The organism is Phycisphaerae bacterium (genome assembly GCA_035275405.1).
Lineage (GTDB): Bacteria > Planctomycetota > Phycisphaerae > UBA1845 > UTPLA1 > DATEMU01.
Window position 1 is genome coordinate 984,731 of sequence record DATEMU010000003.1, and the last position, 17,165, is coordinate 1,001,895.

The 17,165-nt window shown below is 61.2% G+C and carries 9 protein-coding genes; 6 read left to right on the forward strand and 3 right to left on the reverse strand.

From position 1 onward, the window contains the following. The first annotated feature begins 145 nt into the window (after positions 1–145). From VJZ71_06165 to VJZ71_06180, 4 genes are all read left to right on the forward strand, one after another. Complete coding sequence (locus VJZ71_06165) at positions 146–3,568, forward strand: S8 family serine peptidase (protein ID HKQ47633.1); 3,423 nt, start codon at positions 146–148, stop codon at positions 3,566–3,568. Between the two features lie 241 nt (positions 3,569–3,809). Then, entirely contained in the window at positions 3,810–7,247 is a 3,438-nt protein-coding gene (locus VJZ71_06170; protein ID HKQ47634.1) for an immunoglobulin domain-containing protein, read from the forward strand. Between the two features lie 104 nt (positions 7,248–7,351). After that, positions 7,352–8,524, forward strand: a complete 1,173-nt coding sequence (larC, locus tag VJZ71_06175; protein HKQ47635.1) for a nickel pincer cofactor biosynthesis protein LarC — start codon at positions 7,352–7,354, stop codon at positions 8,522–8,524. A gap of 43 nt (positions 8,525–8,567) precedes the next feature. Then, positions 8,568–9,161, forward strand: coding sequence for a hypothetical protein (locus VJZ71_06180; protein HKQ47636.1), 594 nt, complete (start codon positions 8,568–8,570; stop codon positions 9,159–9,161). A 33-nt stretch (positions 9,162–9,194) separates the two neighbouring features. On the opposite strand, the gene VJZ71_06185 is transcribed toward VJZ71_06180, so the two are convergent. Beyond that, the gene (locus VJZ71_06185) at positions 9,195–10,943 is read right to left on the reverse strand and encodes a hypothetical protein (protein HKQ47637.1); all 1,749 of its coding nucleotides are present in this window, start codon (positions 10,941–10,943) and stop codon (positions 9,195–9,197) included. A gap of 520 nt (positions 10,944–11,463) precedes the next feature. On the opposite strand from VJZ71_06185, the gene VJZ71_06190 reads away from it, so the two are divergent. Then, the gene (locus tag VJZ71_06190) at positions 11,464–12,453 is read left to right on the forward strand and encodes an NAD(P)-dependent oxidoreductase (protein HKQ47638.1); all 990 of its coding nucleotides are present in this window, start codon (positions 11,464–11,466) and stop codon (positions 12,451–12,453) included. 626 nt (positions 12,454–13,079) lie between these two features. Next, a complete protein-coding gene (gap, locus tag VJZ71_06195; protein ID HKQ47639.1) occupies positions 13,080–14,135 on the forward strand; it encodes a type I glyceraldehyde-3-phosphate dehydrogenase in 1,056 nt (351 codons plus the stop codon). Between the two features lie 48 nt (positions 14,136–14,183). Here the strand turns inward: gap and VJZ71_06200 are convergent, their stop codons facing one another. Beyond that, positions 14,184–15,089 (reverse strand): transporter, encoded by a 906-nt coding sequence (locus VJZ71_06200; protein HKQ47640.1) that lies wholly within the window; start codon positions 15,087–15,089, stop codon positions 14,184–14,186. Positions 15,090–15,145: 56 nt separating this feature from the next. Continuing rightward, positions 15,146–17,092 (reverse strand): APC family permease, encoded by a 1,947-nt coding sequence (locus VJZ71_06205; GenBank protein HKQ47641.1) that lies wholly within the window; start codon positions 17,090–17,092, stop codon positions 15,146–15,148. Positions 17,093–17,165 lie beyond the last annotated feature (73 nt).

The following is a 17,165-nucleotide window of genomic DNA, read 5'->3' on the forward strand; positions in this document are numbered from 1 at the left end:
CCCGTGCGGAAGGAGTCCCGCGCGACAATCTCTCGGGCGATCCAGGTGAGCCGATCGATTCCCCGGGTGATGGGGTTCAAGGGCCGCTTTATGCGTCCTCACGCCGCGCCGCTATTCGCCAATTAACAACGGTAGAGGAGCCGTCATGGAAAGCCGCTGGAGTTCGTGTGCCTTTGTTGGCATCGCTGTTTTGCTGGCCGCGGTCATTCGATTGCCCGCCGCCGAGCCGGCGCCGGTTGAGCGGTTCGGCAGAGCGGGATCCGTAAAGGTGAGGATTCCCAGATCCGCCTGGTCCCCGGACCGTCTCAGCGACGATGTTCGCCTCGTCGCGCAATACGACGGCTTCGTCGTGGTCGAAGCTCTGGTCGGAGCCGTGCCGGCCATCGAGGGCGCACAGATTCTGCACCGCGAGAACCTCGTACTGCTCAACGCCGGCCCGATCGACACGTCACGAAGCGAGGCCCGGCAACTGCAACAGCCGCGGGGCGAGTTCGCCGGCCGGCGTCTCCACCTGGTCCAATTCGCCGCGCCCGTTCAGCCGGATTGGTATGCCGAGTTGGAGCAATCCGGCGCGAGGATCGTCACCTATATTCCGAGTAATACGTATCTGGTACTGGGCAATTCCCAGGAACTCGCGCGGATTCAAGCCTATGCGGACGGCGCCGCCCAAGTCCAATGGAATGCGGCCTACCTCGATGATTACAAGATTCATCCCGCGGCCCATCCGCAGACCGTCGCCCTCGACACGCCCCCTGGCGTCAACCGAATGTATGCACTTCAACTCGTCACGGATCCTGTCGCGAACGCCGATACGTTGGCCGTCGTGGATCGACTCAAGACCGCGCCCATTCGCCAACAGTATGAATTTCTCGACTATCGAAACATCGTCGTCGAACTTTCCCCCGACGCGGTCCTCGACCTCGCCCGGCAGCCGGACATCGTTTCCATCTATCGTTACGAACCTCCCCGTAAGAACTGCGAGCGACAAAACCAGATTATTGCCGGGAACCTTACCGGCGCGGCGCCCTCGGGCCCCGGCTATCTCCCCTGGGTGCTATCCAGGGGATTCACACAGGCCCAATTCGACGTCTCCAATTTCTCGGTGGACGTGACGGACAGCGGCATCGACAACGCCACCACGTCGCCGAACCACTTCGGTCTGTACGTCACCGGGACACCCTCGAACGCCAGCCGCGTTACGTATGCGCGGCTCGTCGGCTCGCCAAACCTGGACAGCACGCTCCAGGGCTGCGACGGTCACGGCAACATCAACGCCCACATCATTGCCGGATACAGCAACGTCAACGGCTTTCCGTTTCAGGACTCCTTGGGATATCACTACGGCCTGGGCGTGTGCCCGTTTGTGCGGGTCGGTTCGTCGGTTATTTTTGATCCGAACCTTTTTACATCTCCGAATTACACCACCCTTCAATCGCAGGCCTACGCCAGCGGCGCTCGAATCAGCTCGAACAGCTGGGGATATCAGGTCAATCTGGGGGCGTACAATTCCGACGCGCAGACCTATGACGCCCTGGTCCGTGACGCGCAACCGGCCGGGTCCGCCGTGCCGGCGGCCGGCAACCAGGAAATGGTTATTGTCTTCGCGAACGGCAACCAGGGTTCGGGGGCCCAGACGGTCGGTTCGCCGGCCACCGGCAAGAATGTCATCAGCGTCGGCGCCGCCGAAAACGTGCAGCCGATGGGGGCGTCGGATACATGCGGCTGGCCCGACTCGGCGGCGAACAACGCCAATGAGATCATCTTTTTTTCCAGCCGCGGGCCCTGCGCGGACGGCCGGAAGAAGCCGGACATTGTCGCGCCGGGGACCAAGGTCTCCGGCGGAGTCGCCCAGGCGCCCAACCCCGGCCCGAATGGCACCGCGAATGCGTGCTTCGACGGCGGAGGCGTGTGCGGCGGCGTCGGCAGCCTCTTTTTTCCAAGTGGACAACAGTTCTACACAACGTCGACAGGCACCAGCCATTCCTGTCCCGCCGTCGCCGGCGGATGCGCGCTCATCCGTCAGTTCTTCATCAATCAGGGCATGCCGGTGCCCAGCCCGGCCATGACCAAGGCCCTGCTCATCAACTCCGCCCGCTACCTGAACGGCACTGGAGCCGGTGGGAATCTCTGGTCCAACAGCCAGGGCATGGGAGAAATGCATCTCGGAGAGGCCTTCAATCGGGGAACCGCCACACAGACCATGTTCTATGAGCAGGACACGGTGAATCGGCTGTTTACCGCGTCCGGCCAGTCACACCTGTATGCCGGCGATGTCGCCGACGTAACCAAGCCGCTTCGTGTGACGCTGGCCTGGACCGACGCGCCCGGTAGTACCACCGGCGCGGCCCACCGAAACGACCTTGACTTGACGGTCACTGTTGGAGGAAACACTTATCTCGGCAACGTATTCACCCTGGCCAACTCCACGACCGGCGGCAGCGCCGATACGCAAAACAATGTGGAGAGCGTATTCCTCCCGGCGGGAGTCAGCGGCACGTTGAACGTGACCGTCATCGCCACCAACATTAACTCGAACGGCGTCCCGAATCTGGGAACGGCAACCGATCAGGACTATGCGCTCATCCTCGCCAATGTCATGAATTGCGCGCAAATTGCCATCGGCCCGACGGATTTGCCCGACGGCGTTACGGCGACCGCCTACAACCAGACGTTGACGGCCCAGGGCGGGACGCCACCCGTGACGTGGTCGGTGGTTTCAGGCGCGTTGCCGACCGGCCTGACCCTCTCCAGCGGCGGTGTCATTTCCGGCGCGCCGGCATCCGCCGGCGACTTCGACTTCACCATCAGGGCGACCGATGACACGGGATGCACTCAAACGCGGAATTACTCGATCTTCGTTAATTGCCGTATCGCGGGAGTGCCCGCCATCACGGCTCAGCCCGCGGACCAGGCGGCGTGCCAGAACGGCGCCGCCGCGTTTTCGGTTGCGGCCCAAAGCCCGACGCCGATGACTTTTCAATGGCGGAAGAATGGCGTGGCGATCGGCGGCGCAACGCAATCCACCCTCCAGATCAGCTCGACGAGCGAGGACGATATCGGTGCGTACGACGTCGTCATCCGCAATGAATGTTCGCAGGTCGTTTCGCAATCGGCGTCGCTGAGCATTGTGCAACCCGTTATCGCCGGCAACCCCGGCGAGTTGACCGTCCAGATGTGTAAGACCATTACCTACAGCATCCTCCCGAGCGGTCAACCTCCGTACACCTATCAGTGGCGAAAGGACGGGACGCCGCTGGTGGACGATGATCGCTACCATGGAGCGCAGTCCGAAACGCTCTCCATCGGCCCGGTCATCCGCACGGACTCCGGCGCGTATGACGTCTTGGTCACCACGGCCTGTGGAGAATTGCTGAGCGATGTGGCGGTGTTGGTCGTGCAGGGCACCACAAACCTCAACGATTGTCCGCAACAAGCGTCCCCCGCCAATTCGGGTGGCGTTCCCTGCGCGCAGGGCGTTTTGGGAATGGGCCTCATGCTCACCGCCTCGATCGTCGGCTGGAGCGCCTGGCGGCGCCGACGTCGATACCGCGAATGGGTCCAGCGGTAAGCGAGAATAGGTTCAAGACCTGTTAACTCCATCTCTCACGCGAGATTCATGAGGGGGAGGGAACGGGATTCTGCCTTGTCCCCCTTCCCGCAGCGTGGCAAATAAGTTAGAATGGCTAATCGTGTGGCGGGGTTCCGCACGGCTGACTCTCGGGCGAACGACCGCTTCTGAATGGGTTTTCCCGGGCAAGTTCGTCGCCCATCCCCGGCCGCAAATATGAGTCGAGCGGGAGGGCCATCGCATGTTCTCGAAGGGGACCTGTCTTGTTGTGTCGACTTCCGCGTTCTTGGTGATCGCGTGCAGCCTGGGGGGCGTCGCTTCGGAAGCCGTTGCGACAACGCCGGTACTCAGTGAACCTTGCGTGCCTTCGGGCGGCTCGCAGTGCGGATTCGTTCCGGCTGGCGCGATCTCGCCGCCGATTTCGGATTCTTCCGGCGATAGTCAGACTCGAGAAGATCCCGATCTTCGTGCCCCTCCTCTGACCAACAGCTTTGAGGGAATCAACTTCGAAGAAGATGGCGCCAATACCGATTTTCTGCACATACCACCCGATCCGTGCGGGGCTGCCGGTCCAAACCACGTTGTGTCAGTCGTTAATTGCTCCATTGAGTGGTACACCAAAGATGGCAGCCTTGAGAATAGCCAACGGCTCGGCAGGAATTCGAGTACGGCGGCGGGCAGCTTTTTCGCTCCGGTCGCGCCGGTCAACAACACTTTTGATCCCAAAGTGATCTACGATCAGTACGACGGCCGCTTTGTGGTGGTTTCACTGGAACGACAGGACTTCGGGGCGGGCAATCCCTCCAACACGTCGCGCATCCTGGTGGCCGTTTCCGATGACAGCGATCCCAATGGTACATGGCGCGTGTCTGCTATTAATTCAAAAATCAACATAAGTGGTTCGGATTGCTGGGCCGATTATCCCGGTTTCGCCGTGGATGACAATGCGGTCTATATCACGAATAACATGTTCAGCTTTGGCAACAACGCATTTGGCGGAGCCCGGCTTTGGATCATTAACAAGACGCCTTTCTACTCCGGGGGGGCGATCGCCTTTACGGTTCACGATCCTCCCGGCGCCAGCGGACAGCAGGCCACGACGATGCAGCCGGCGCACATGTTCGGCGCCGCACCGGCGGGCGTCGGTACCTTCCTTGTTCGTTATTCGGGATTCACTGAGGCCTCGATCGAGTCCTTGAGCATCATCCGCGTGGATAATCCGCTCGGCGCCGTTTCATTCAACCACGAGTTCGTAGAGGCGGGTGATATCGACAACACTTCCTCCAGTTTTCCCGGCGTCCCCCAATCCGGAACGAGCACGACCATCGACGGCGGCGACCGGCGGGCGCTCCACGCCGTGTGGCGGAACAACGCCCTTTGGATGACGGCCTGCGTGCTCCCGCCTTCAGGGGCCGATGCGGGCCAGGTCACTGCTCATTGGTTCAAGGTCGACACGACGACGTTGTCGTCCCTGTCGATCGCCGATCAAGGGAATATCAGCGGCAACGATGTGGCGGCCAATGCCCACACTTTTTATCCGTCGATTGCAGTGAACGGCAATGGCAATATGGCCGTCGGATTCGCTCTATCGGCGGCAACCATATTCCCGGGCGCGTATTACACGGCGCGCGCGGCGGGCGATGCCGCGGGATCGGTACAGCCGACCGGCACCCTGGCCACAGGATTGGATTTTTATGTACGGACTTTCGGCGGCGGCCGGAACCGCTGGGGCGACTACAGTGGAATCTCACTGGATCCCGCGGACGAATTGTCTTTCTGGATTTTCAACGAATACGCCCGGACACGATCCCTCTTTCTCGGCGAGGACGGCCGATGGGGCACGCGGTGGGGCCAGGCCCCATTCCCCGAAAGCCGCCCGACCTGCACGATCGGCGCCCCTTCGCCCAGCGCGGTCTGTTCGGGCGGGACCATCGATTATCCAGTGACCTACGCCAGCGCCAATGGGCTGACCGTTAACTTGTTGGCCAGCAACGTAATCGTGAACAACATCTCTGGCTCAATCGGCGCCCTCGTTATGGTCCTGAACGGAACGACTGCCACGCCGACGGTAAGAATCACCGCCGCCGGCTCGGGGTCATTTTCCATTTCGATTGAGCCAGGTCGGGCCATGGACTCGGAGGGCCATACCGACACGGGTGCGACGGCGGGAACCGCCGTGACCGTCGCCGGCCCGCCGACGACCGCGAGCGTGGGAACCCCTCAAAACATCTGCACCAATGGCACGTCCGCCGGCTTGGGCGGCAACACGCCCACCACGGGGACCGGCACGTGGTCGATCGTGACCAGCGGCTTCACAGGCACCTTTAGCCCGTCGGCCACGACTCCCAATGCGACATTTACGCAGACCGGCGGTGGAACCGGTGACTTCGTGCTCCGCTGGACCATTTCCAGCGCACCTTGTCCGCCGTCCATGGCCGATTTGTCAATGACGGCGGTTCCTTCGCCGGTGGCGTCCGTCGGTGGCCCGCAAACGATTTGCATGGGGGGAACTACCGCCGGTTTGGGCGGCAACACACCCGTTAGTGGATCGGGTAGCTGGTCTGTAGTAAGCGGTGGAACCGGCATGTTCAGTAACAGCGCGAATCCTAACGCGACGTTTACCCATACGGGCGGCGTCGGGCCAGTTATCGCCCGCTGGACGGTTAGCGACCCCCCATGCAGTACCGGGGCCAATGTCGTCCTGACCATTGCCCAGCCACCAACGACAGCCAGCGTCGGGGGACCTCAGACGCTCTGCATTAATGGCACGACCGCCCCCTTGGGAGGCAATCAGCCGACAATTGGAACCGGCATGTGGTCCGTGGTGAGCGGCGGTTCGGGAACATTCAGCCCCAACAACACGACCGGAAATGCCACATTCACCCAAATCGGGGGCGTAGGGTCCGGACTTATTGTCCTTCGCTGGACCATCTCGAACGCCCCCTGCACGGCTTCCGCTGCCGAACTGATCGTGACCGTGAACACCCCGGACCCGCCGACGATCACCCTTGAGCCCGAGGATCAAGTCGTGTGCGCGAATGCCCCGGTGACCTTTCAAGTCAGCGCTGCCAGTCCAACACCCGTCACTTACCAATGGCGGAAGAACGGAGTCGCCATCGCCGGAGCCACCCAAAGTGCGCTGTCGATCAGCGCGGTGAATGAGGATGACGCCGGCTCATACGACGCGATCGTGAGGAATCAATGCTCGCAAACTACTTCAGCGTCGGCATCGCTGGGTGTCTTCGGCGCCAAGATCGCCGGCAATCCCGGCGAGTTGACCGTGGAGAAGTGTAAGACCGTAACCTACAGTGTCTTGCCGGAGGGTTTGCCGCCGTACACGTATCAGTGGCGAAGGGATGGCGCGCCGCTGTTGGACGACGATCGCTACCATGGATCTCAAACCGAAACACTCTCCATCAGCACGGTCATACGAACCGACTCCGGCGCATACGACGTCGTCGTGACGACCGGATGTGGCGAGTTATTAAGCGATGCAGCCGTGCTGATCGTTCCAGGAAATACCGACCTCAGCGAGTGCTCGCCCACTGCGACGGGAGGCGAGGCCGGCGGAGCTCCCTGTGCCCAGGGCGTGCTGGGGATGAGCTTGAGCACGACGTTCTCGATCGTCGGCTGGGGCGCTTGGCGTCGTCGCAAGCGCTCGCTTGATAGTCTATGCTAAAGACTGCGATCGTCTCAGGGTCGTGGCCGTTTCTCCCGCTATTGCCCGTTGCGCACCTTTGTCGTAGGTTCATTATGCGCGGTGCAGGTTGAGGATGCGGCAGGATGCGAATCGGTTATTTCGATTGTTTCAGCGGCGCGGCGGGCGACATGATCCTCGCGGCGCTGGTTTCCGCCGGCCTCGACGAAGCCGCCCTGCGCGCCGAACTCGCCGGGCTCAACCTGGCCGGCTACGAATTGGAGATCGCAGCCGTGAAGAAGCAGGGTTTCGCGGCGACGCATGTTCGCGTGCGGCTGACCGACCAGCCGGGCCATCGTCATTTGCACCACATCACGAAAATCATCGACGATTCAGCTCTATTGGGGGCGATTAAGGACCGCGCCAAGCGCGTCTTCACGCGCCTCGCCGAGGCGGAAGCCAAGGTCCATGGAACGAGCATCGAGAAGGTCCATTTTCACGAAGTCGGCGCGGTCGATGCCATCGTCGACGTCGTCGGGGCGGCCATTGGCGTCGAACGGCTGGGACTGACCCGGATCATCTGCTCCCCGATCCCGACCGGCAGCGGCGTGGTACAGTGCGAACATGGAACCATGCCGATCCCCGCGCCAGCCACGGCCGAACTCTTGCGCGGCGTTCCTCTCGCGGCTTGCGACGAGCCGGGCGAGTTGATAACGCCGACGGGCGCGGCGATTCTTACCACGCTGGCGGACAGCTATGGACCCCTGCCCGCTATGCGGATCGCACAGATCGGCTATGGCGCGGGAACGCGTGACGGCAAGACCCGGCCCAACATCCTGCGCCTTCTCGTGGGGGAATCCGAGGGTTCGAGCGACGAGTGCGACGAAGTCGTCCTGTTGGAAACGAATCTCGACGACGCCACGGGAGAGCAGATCGCGCACGCATTCGAGGTCCTCTTCGCCGCCGGGGCGCTCGATGTCTTCACGATCCCCATTTTCATGAAAAAGGGCCGTCCGGGCGTGCTGCTTTCCGTACTGGCGCCGCTGGAGCGGGCTCCTGCCTGCGAGGAGGCCTTGTTCCTGCACACCACGACTTTCGGAATCCGGCGGCAGACTTGCTCCCGTACCAAGCTCGCCCGGCAGGTCGAGACCGTCACCACGCGCTTTGGGCCGATTCGGGTCAAGATAGGTCGCCGCGGCGGACGAATCTTAATAGTGGCCCCGGAGTACGAGGACTGCGCCGCGGCCGCCCGGTCGCACCACGCGGCCCTGCGCGAAGTTATGTTTGAGGCCGAAACGGCGTGGCGGCGGCAAGCGTAGCGGCCGGCCCCCGTGCCGGCCGTGGAACGCTGGATTCCCACCCATGTCGCCGAAATTGCTTCTCGCCGCCGACGCCTTCACCCCCAGCACGCGGCAAGTGGCGATCATGGCGCTGCTCGCGGCCACGATTCTCTACGCGTATTGGTATTCCCGGCGAAGAATGGCCCGCGCAAAATGGCCGGAGATTCGGAGGACGGAATTGGATTCCGGGGCGTCCAATGCCGCGGCCCGCAACGAACTCGCCACCCTCGTAAAACAGCTCGACGACCTCTCGCGCCAGGTGGAAGGCCGCCTGGAAGCCAGGGTCGCTGCTTTGGAGCAATCGATCCACAACGCCGACCAGCGGATCGCCGTCCTGCGCACGCTCCTCGTTGCCGCCCAATCCGCCGGTGTCCAAATCGAATCGGGACGTGTCGAAAAGAACCCCGCGTCCTCAAGCCTCAAACCTCAAGTCGAAGACTCGACGCGGCGAGCCTCAAGCCTCCTGGACCCCCGCACCCGCCGCATCTACGAACTGGCCGACGCGGGCCGCACGGCCCCGCAGATTGCCCAGGAGCTTCAGCAGCGAATCGGCGAAGTCGAACTGATCCTCAATCTGCGCGAGACAGCGCAGCATGCCAACGACCGCGCGGCGTAAGCACCGGTGCCGGATCACTCTCGAAAATGAAGCCTAATTCGACAGCCCGCTCTTGTCGGCGCTGGCGGCGGCCTCCTGCCGATGCGCGAGCGTCACGTCGAACGTGCTCAGGCGGCAGAGCGGGTCTTCCAGGAAATGCACCTGCAGCGCGTGGTTGCCGGGACTTATGCGGCGGAGATTGAGTACCAGAGGGATAGAAATCTCCTTCTCCGGTTCCAACAACAGCGGCAATTTGGGACAAGCCTTGGGATCCGGGTTGATCTGGCTTCCGTTAATACGGATGACCGGCCAGCAGGAGAGGCGCGATCCGGATTTGTTCCTCAGCTTGAGTCTGGCACCGGCATTGCTTTCAAAGTAACTGAGGCCGAAGTCGGTCGTCGCGGCGGCGAAGGCCCATTCGCGCGGGCCCTCCAACGCGATTTCGATCGGTAGCGGTGGCGGGATCGCCTGCGGATCGACGGAGGCGACGATCCGCACTGCCCCCTTGTCCGGCAGATCGTACGCCACGTCGCAGGCCCAGTGTTTTCCGCAGTCTATTGCCTGCACCAGCCGCCCCGGGGCGACGTCCGGCTTGCGGCCATTGGGGGCCTTCGCAATGCGCAGCCAGACGTGCGCGTTCTCGAAGCTCTGATTCAGGGCATTCTGTATCGTCACGGCGAGCGTCGAGAGCGTGCCGTCGTTGGGACCGTCGAAGTAGGCCCGCAGCCGGCCGGTGGGGATCGAATGCTGCAAATTCTCCGGCGCGCTGTCGTTGGGATAGGCGAAGGCGAGTTGGTCATCGTCCACCTCGATGACGCGATAGTGCGAAAAGCCCGTCGCCCGGTCGCGCAGGGACGTGCTGGACTCGTGCGTGCGAACGAAGGAGAGGCCGTCGATTCCTTGCAGCTTCTCGGCGAACTCCTTGAAGTCCCAGTCCGTCGCGCCACCGGTCAGGATTAGCTTGATCTTGTGATCGCGGATGAAGTCCTGGACATTGCCGCCCTCGCGCCAGATATCCAGCAGCCCCAGTTCGTCGCTGTTGGAGGCGATGAAATTGAAGCGCTTGTTGCGATTGCGCTTCAGATCCGCTTCCACCCATTGTACCTGACTGAAGTCCTGATCGATCGGGTTGCCGGGGTGATCGAGCAGCAGCAGTCCGTGATAGTTGCCGTAGTCGATCGTGCCGATGGGTTTGCTGGCGACGAAGCGCGTGAAGCTCGCCTCGTGATCGTGCGATCCGCAGAGCATGAAAACCGGCGCGTTGAAGCGCTCGAAGAACTTGAGCACCTTCGGCCAGCTCGACGCGTCGTCCCGCGCCCGCGCCCATTCCGTATAGTCGCCCGTGGCGATAATGAATTCGGGGGCCAGAAGATTGATCTCGGCGGGGAGCATTTCATCGAAATTCGGCGCGGTCAGGTCGCCGATGTTCATGTTCGATAAGTGGACAAAGCGAAACTTGTCCTTAAAGGTGTCCACGATCTTGACGCTGCGCGGCGCGGAATAGACCGCGCCATCCGCCTTCACCTGGATGTCGTAGAGTCCCGGCGCGATGGTGGCCGGCACTTGCAGGATGAGACTGCAATATTCGTTGTTCACATAGGACGGCGGCGTCGTCGGCTTCAGAGGTACGCGGATCGACGTTTCGATCGAGTGCAGAAGTGCGAAGCTGACATCGCCCTTCACCTCCGGCGTCAATCGCATGACAAAGTAAAACGTTTCGCCGGGCGTCACGAAGATCGGTCGGCCCTGTGAAGGCTCGCGGATGACCGCGGAAGGCCCGTCATCAACGGCGGGGGTCTTCATGATCGAGGCTTGAGCCTCAATGGTCCGCCGGGTCGGTCGTTCGGAAGGAGTCTCACCAGGCTGGGATGGCGCGGGCCGATCTTCTGAAGGCCCCGATTTCGTCTGTTCGCCTGAGTCGCGCGTCGCCGAAGGCGGCCCGCTTTCGTCATTGGCAGGCGATTTTTCGGCCGATCGAGGTTCTTCACCTGCGGATTGAGCGGTCGCGATATCCGCGGCGCGCATCAAGAACAGGACGCATAGCCCGACGACCATTCCACTCGGCAGCCTTGCCATAATCGCTCCCTCGAATTTCGGTTCCTATGGTCTCTTTTTTCACGATTTTTGTTGTGATCCCAATGAAGGGCGTTATTATACCGTGTGACAGGTCACAAGGCTATGTTTTCATTCTGTCGGCCAAGTGACCCAATGACGGAACGTATCACGCGGGTTGTGGCACAGCGACCCTAAACCTCATTCCCGGTTTGGCGTTGCGCCATCGATCGGTTGCAGTGGGCCCCGCGGGATGTGAATTCCTGCCCACATGTCTCTCTTTGAGGTGCAAGACATGAGGGGAGACAAGTCCTACAAGATCGTTGTGGCGGAGCCCTTTTCGCCCGAGGCGATCTCTCGTCTCGAACAGATTGGTCAAGTCACCGTACTCCAGGATGCCGCTCCCGAGACGATGATGGCGGCGCTCCCGAACGCGGATGCGCTCCTGGTTCGTTCCAAGGCGCACGTTACCGCCCGGATTATTGACGCCGCGCCGAATCTGAAAGTCATCGGCCGGGCCAGTGCGACGGCGGACCATATCGATCTTCGCGCCGCCCGGCGCCGAAACATCAGCGTCGTTTACGCTCCCCAGGTCGCGGTATCTTCGACGGCCGAATTCACACTCGCGATGATCATGGCGCTCCATCGCCGGCTGCATTTCTTCGATCGGCAGATTCGCGAGGGACAGTTTGACGTACTGCGGACACCCGCCGGACGGGAAATGAGCCGTGAAACGCTCGGGCTATGGGGCCTCGACCCGATTGCGGAACGTCTGGGCGTCCTTTGCACTGCCGCGTTCGGATTGCGCATCCTTTACCACGACCCCGCCGGGCGCGATCCCGTCGATTTCAAGGGCGAGGCCGTCGATCTCGATCGGCTGCTGGCCGAGTCGGATTTCCTCTCGCTGCATCTGCCGCACTCGGCTGAGAACAAGGCCATTCTCAACGCCCAGCGTTTGGCGAAGCTCAAACCGACCGCCATCGTGGTCAATACCTCCCGGGGCAGCTTGATCGACACTATCGCCCTGGCGCAGGCTCTCAAAAAAGGCGATATCGCCGGCGCCGGCCTCGACGTATTCGAGATCGAGCCCCTTCCCGCCGACCACCCGATCCGCCGCGCCCCGCGTTGCATCCTTACACCGCACGTCGCCGGGGCCACGCTCGACGCCTCCAGCGAGCGCTTCAACGTCGCCGACGACGTAGTACGCGTCCTGACCGGCGAGCCGCCGCAGTTCCCCGTCCCGCTGCCCGACCAACCATAGCGGCAGATTCTGCTTAATTTCCGGAACCCGCCTGCATCCACCGGCGTCAAACAACCGTAGCCACGCGGCTACGTTTTGAGGTGCCGCCATGGATTTGAGTCGTCCATCGACACTGTTTTGCCTGGTCCTCTCGCTGGTCACGGCAGTAGGTATCGGGCACTACCGCAAGTCCCGCAAAATTCATGAATTTCATGGCACGTTGCGTCACGGCTTCGCGTGCATCCCGGAAGATCCATGTGGGGAGGCGTTGCTCGTGACGCCCGCCGGGAGCTATGAGTTGAGTTTTGCCCGATGCCCGGAGTGGCGGGCGCAGTTGCCGGCCTTAAGAGGTCAGGAAATCATCGTTCGCGGCACGTTGCACATCTGGCCTCGTGGTTCTCGATTTCAACGCGACCGCCTTCGGTACTGGCGGGATCGGTTCCGGCTCTGGCTGGGTCGGCCAGTAGCGGTCCATCGCCGAATTCGCGTCCACGAACTGTGCCTGGTCGGACCGGCAAAGACCGCCGTTTCATTGGAGCGTCAGGGCCTTCGAATCACCCATTGCTTGACGCGGCCGAACCATTTTCCTACCTTCTCGTACATTCCCCAAGGGGGGAATCGCAACAACGACTACGGAGACCCACACCATGGCGGTCAAGATCGGCATCAACGGCTTCGGGCGAATCGGCAGAATGGTCGCGCGGGCGATGGCCCTGCGGCAGAACGAGTTTGAAATTGTGGGCATCAACGACGTCGGCCCGCCGCCGAAGATTCATGCTCACCTGTTCAAATACGACACCGTCCACGGCACCTGGCAGGGCGAGGTCGGCCACACAGAGAATGCACTAATCGTCAACGGACGCAAGATACGCGTGACCGGCGAAAAAGACCCGACGAAGCTGCCGTGGAAGGAACTCGGCGCTACGGTCGTCATCGAATCGACCGGCGTCTATACCGCCAAGCGTGACGCCGCCAAAGGCAAGCCCGGCTACGATGACCACATCACCGCCGGCGCTCGAAAGGTCATCCTCTCCGCCCCCGCGAAGGACACCATCGACGCGACGGTCGTCCTCGGCGTCAACGACGAATCGCTCAAGCGCGAACACACCTTTGTCAGCAACGGTAGCTGCACGACGAACTGCCTCGCCCCGATCGTCAAGGTCCTGGCCGACAACCCCCAGATGTTCGGCGAGAACATCACCGGCATGATGACGACAGTCCATGCCTACACCAACGATCAGAAGATTCTCGACCAGGTGCATGGCGACGATTTGCTGCGGGCCCGGGCGGCGGCGATGAACATCATCCCCTCGAGCACCGGCGCGGCGAAGGCGATCGGCCTTGTCGTCCCGAAGAAGTCCATTCAACTCGACGGTTTCGCCCTCCGCGTGCCGGTCATGGACGGCAGCGTCGTCGATCTCACAGTGGCCCTGGAAAAAGAAGTCGAAGTCGAGGCGGTTAACGCCCTCTTCAAAAAGGCCGCCGCGGAGCCGCGTTTCAAGGGCATCCTGCAATACTGCGAAGACCCCCTTGTCTCCAGCGACGTGATCAACAACCCCTACAGCTCGATCTTCGACGCGACGCGTACGATGACGGTGCCCAAAGGCAAGGGCAAGGTTCTAAAGCTGTTGAGTTGGTACGACAATGAGTGGGGTTTTTCCAACCGCGTCTGCGATTTGGCGATCCGCCTGGCGGCATTTTGACGATCGTCCGGTGCCAGATCTGCACTTACTACGGGAAATCGAACTGGTTTAGAACCGGATCGAAAGGCCCCAGTTCACGAAGAAATCCGGGGCTTCCTCGTTCAGGCCCAAGCCAATGGCAAGATCAAGCTGGATGTTGTCGGTGATGAGATAGACCGGCCCGCCGTTAAGGTTGTGCTGGCAGTCCGTATGGTGCGTGCTCGGATAAATCCCGAAGTACTCAATGAAGAAGCTGAGTTGGTCACTAACGCTGTAGGAGCCCGCCAAAGACGCGGCGGTTTGCGAGAAGCGCGATCCTTCCGGGTCGGTGACTGACGCGATCGAGCCGACGCCATAAACAAGAAACTTGCCGGTTACCGGATAATTCCAGGCAAGCAGCAACGAGGGATCGACATCGTCGCTGGTCTTCGTGCGGCCTCCCGTGGGAAGGGACAACGCGGGTACGACCGAGAGGTTCGGCAGGTAATTCGTATCGTCGTGCTTTAATAGGGGAGCCTTGAAGCCGACGCTCATGTCCGTCGCCCCATCGTCATGCTGGTGGTTGGTAAAAGTGCGACCTCCGGGGGTCACATCCCGGAACTTTGACTCCGTCAGAGACATCCCGCTCCAGCCGACTCGAAATTCCAAGTCATCGAGCAAGCCGACGCGCAGGGACGTGCCCGGCACGAGGTGATTTTGGGTTTCGGTGTGCTTCTCCTGGTCATAGGAGTAAATATGCCCGATCTCCAGGTGCGCGTGACCGCGCGGCACGAGAAAGGCCGTATTCGAGAACCCCGGCCGGTCTGTGGCCAGCGGACCCTCCAATTTGGCCGGCTCGGGCCAGATGAAAAACGCCGGGCCCGACTCCGGTTCAGACGATGGTTGACTGGTTGGCGCCTCCGGTTGCGATTGAGCAAGGCAAAGCGACGCCGCCATCATGAATACGAGCCCCGAGATACACCGTTGCAACTTCATTCACATGGCTCCTCCGCACATCTGCGGTTCGACAGCATGATCCTCGCGACTTCCTGTCATTGCCTCACACGTACGGGCAGAATCACCATCGTCTTGTCGTGCCACTGTAACCGCCGCTGAATCGTGAACGCCGTCTGGTTGTGCAATAGTCGCTGATACCAGCGATCCCGCTGGAAAATAAGTTGGCCGGAAAAAAAGACGCATCGCGAAAATTCCCTGCCGATCGCCAGACAGAGTTCCTCAGCCTCACTGACGACTTCCGTGCCGACGGAACACCGGAAATCCGCCGCGAAACCCAGGCGCTGCGCCAGTTCGACATATTTCTTGAGCGCGGCTTCGGTACCGGACCTCAGGGCATCAATCTCCTCTCCTCCCTTGAACGCGCCGGAATCGATAACTCCCACCGATACAAAGATAAAGTTCTTGAACTGATGCGGAAAGGAGCGAATCACGTGGAGCACCGTATGCACGCCGATGCCGCCATACGAGCCCACCAGAATAACGGCCGTAGGGTTCGCGGGGTCCGGTTGACGGTCGATCACCCCTGCCGGCGCCGGTATTTTTTCGATCGGCCCCAGGTCGCTATCCAGCCGTGTCAAGTGCGATTGCACGCTGGCATAGTGTCGACGGATCATGAAACACGTCGCGATGAATGCGCCGGTGACAAGCAACGTAATCCATCCTCCTTCGAGAAACTTCTCGTAAATCGTCACCATGAGAATCGTCAGGCACATCGTCAGCCCAATGATGTGAATGGAAATCTTCCGCTTCCAAAGCCGGTTTTTTCGGCGTTCCCCAAAGTAAAGGTGGCACATGGAGGTCTCAGTCATCGAAAAAGTGATGAACACATTGATACTGTACATGACAACGATCTGGCGAACGTCACCGTGTGTGTAAAAGAGCGCAGCGAGAGCGGTGAGCCCCATCAACAGAATTCCGTTTTGCGTGGTGAGTCGGTCCGACAACGCCGCAAAACGACGGGGTACCCACGAGTCGTTGGCCATGTTCGCCAGAACCCGTGGGCCGTCCACGAATCCGGCCTGCGCCGCGACGACGAGGATCGCGCCCTCGGCGAGCATCGTCAGGATGACAAACGTCGACCCCAGCGGCACGACGCCGACGAATTTCTCGGCGAGCACCGCATTCATGGTCTTTCCCTCGACCGCCGTAACCCCCCAAAGCAAATAACAAAGCAAGAGACCCGACGCCGTAAATGCCAGCGACGCGGCCATGTAAAACATGGTTCGCTTGCCGGTCTGCACCTTTGGATCGCGCATGATGGCCAGGCCGTTGGAGACGGCCTCGATGCCCGTATAGGTGCCCCCGCCCAGGGAATATGCGTGCAGGAATAGCAGCAGCATCCCCCCCATACCCAGGGTGGTCCATCCGCCGGCAAATCCGCTCCCGGCCGCATGAAAAGTTTCCGGCAGTTGTGGCGCATGCGCGATCACGCCGCCTGCGATCAGGACAACATGAGTTACCACAAAGAGCATAAAAATGGGACTGAGTATCAACACGGATTCCTTCACACCGCGAAAATTCAGCACGATGAGCCAGACGATAAGGACGACTTCGGAGGGCAGCTTCCAAACGTGCCAGTGCGTGGGCAAAAAGCTGAACAGCGCATCGCCCGCAGCGGCGATGGAAATCGTGATCGTCAGCACATAGTCCACGATCAAAGCGCTGCCGGAAACGAGACCGGCCCGTTGGCCAAGGAGCTTGGAGGCGACGACGTATCCGCCGCCTCCATGAGGAAAATGCTCGATGACGCGGCTGTAGGCAATGGCGATGATGATGACGGTGGAGGCCATCACAACGGCCAGACCAAGGGCGAGATAGGTGTGTCCGCCCAATGTCTTGAACGCCTCTTCCGGCCCGTAACACGAGGACGACAGTCCGTCCGCGCCGAGGCCGACCCACGCCAGGAATGGAATCAGCGAGAGTCGGTGAAAGAGGGAACGATCCGCGAGATCGCGCGGTCGCCCGATAAGGCGACGGCCCATGCGCGCAAGGATCCCCGGCGAATCGGTTTTATAAGAATTTATTGAAGGACGACCGCCCGACGAACTGTTACCG

What these genes read in the sequence shown, in the direction of transcription:
- VJZ71_06170 (HKQ47634.1), top strand. Translation starts at nt 3,810, where the DNA reads ATGTTCTCGAAGGGGACCTGTCTTGTTGTGTCGACTTCCGCGTTCTTG.
- VJZ71_06205 (HKQ47641.1), bottom strand. Translation starts at nt 17,092, where the DNA reads ATGGGCCGTCGCCTTATCGGGCGACCGCGCGATCTCGCGGATCGTTCC.
- VJZ71_06200 (HKQ47640.1), bottom strand. Translation starts at nt 15,089, where the DNA reads ATGAAGTTGCAACGGTGTATCTCGGGGCTCGTATTCATGATGGCGGCG.
- VJZ71_06190 (HKQ47638.1), top strand. Translation starts at nt 11,464, where the DNA reads ATGTCTCTCTTTGAGGTGCAAGACATGAGGGGAGACAAGTCCTACAAG.
- VJZ71_06180 (HKQ47636.1), top strand. Translation starts at nt 8,568, where the DNA reads ATGTCGCCGAAATTGCTTCTCGCCGCCGACGCCTTCACCCCCAGCACG.
- larC (HKQ47635.1), top strand. Translation starts at nt 7,352, where the DNA reads ATGCGAATCGGTTATTTCGATTGTTTCAGCGGCGCGGCGGGCGACATG.
- gap (HKQ47639.1), top strand. Translation starts at nt 13,080, where the DNA reads ATGGCGGTCAAGATCGGCATCAACGGCTTCGGGCGAATCGGCAGAATG.
- VJZ71_06185 (HKQ47637.1), bottom strand. Translation starts at nt 10,943, where the DNA reads ATGAAGACCCCCGCCGTTGATGACGGGCCTTCCGCGGTCATCCGCGAG.
- VJZ71_06165 (HKQ47633.1), top strand. Translation starts at nt 146, where the DNA reads ATGGAAAGCCGCTGGAGTTCGTGTGCCTTTGTTGGCATCGCTGTTTTG.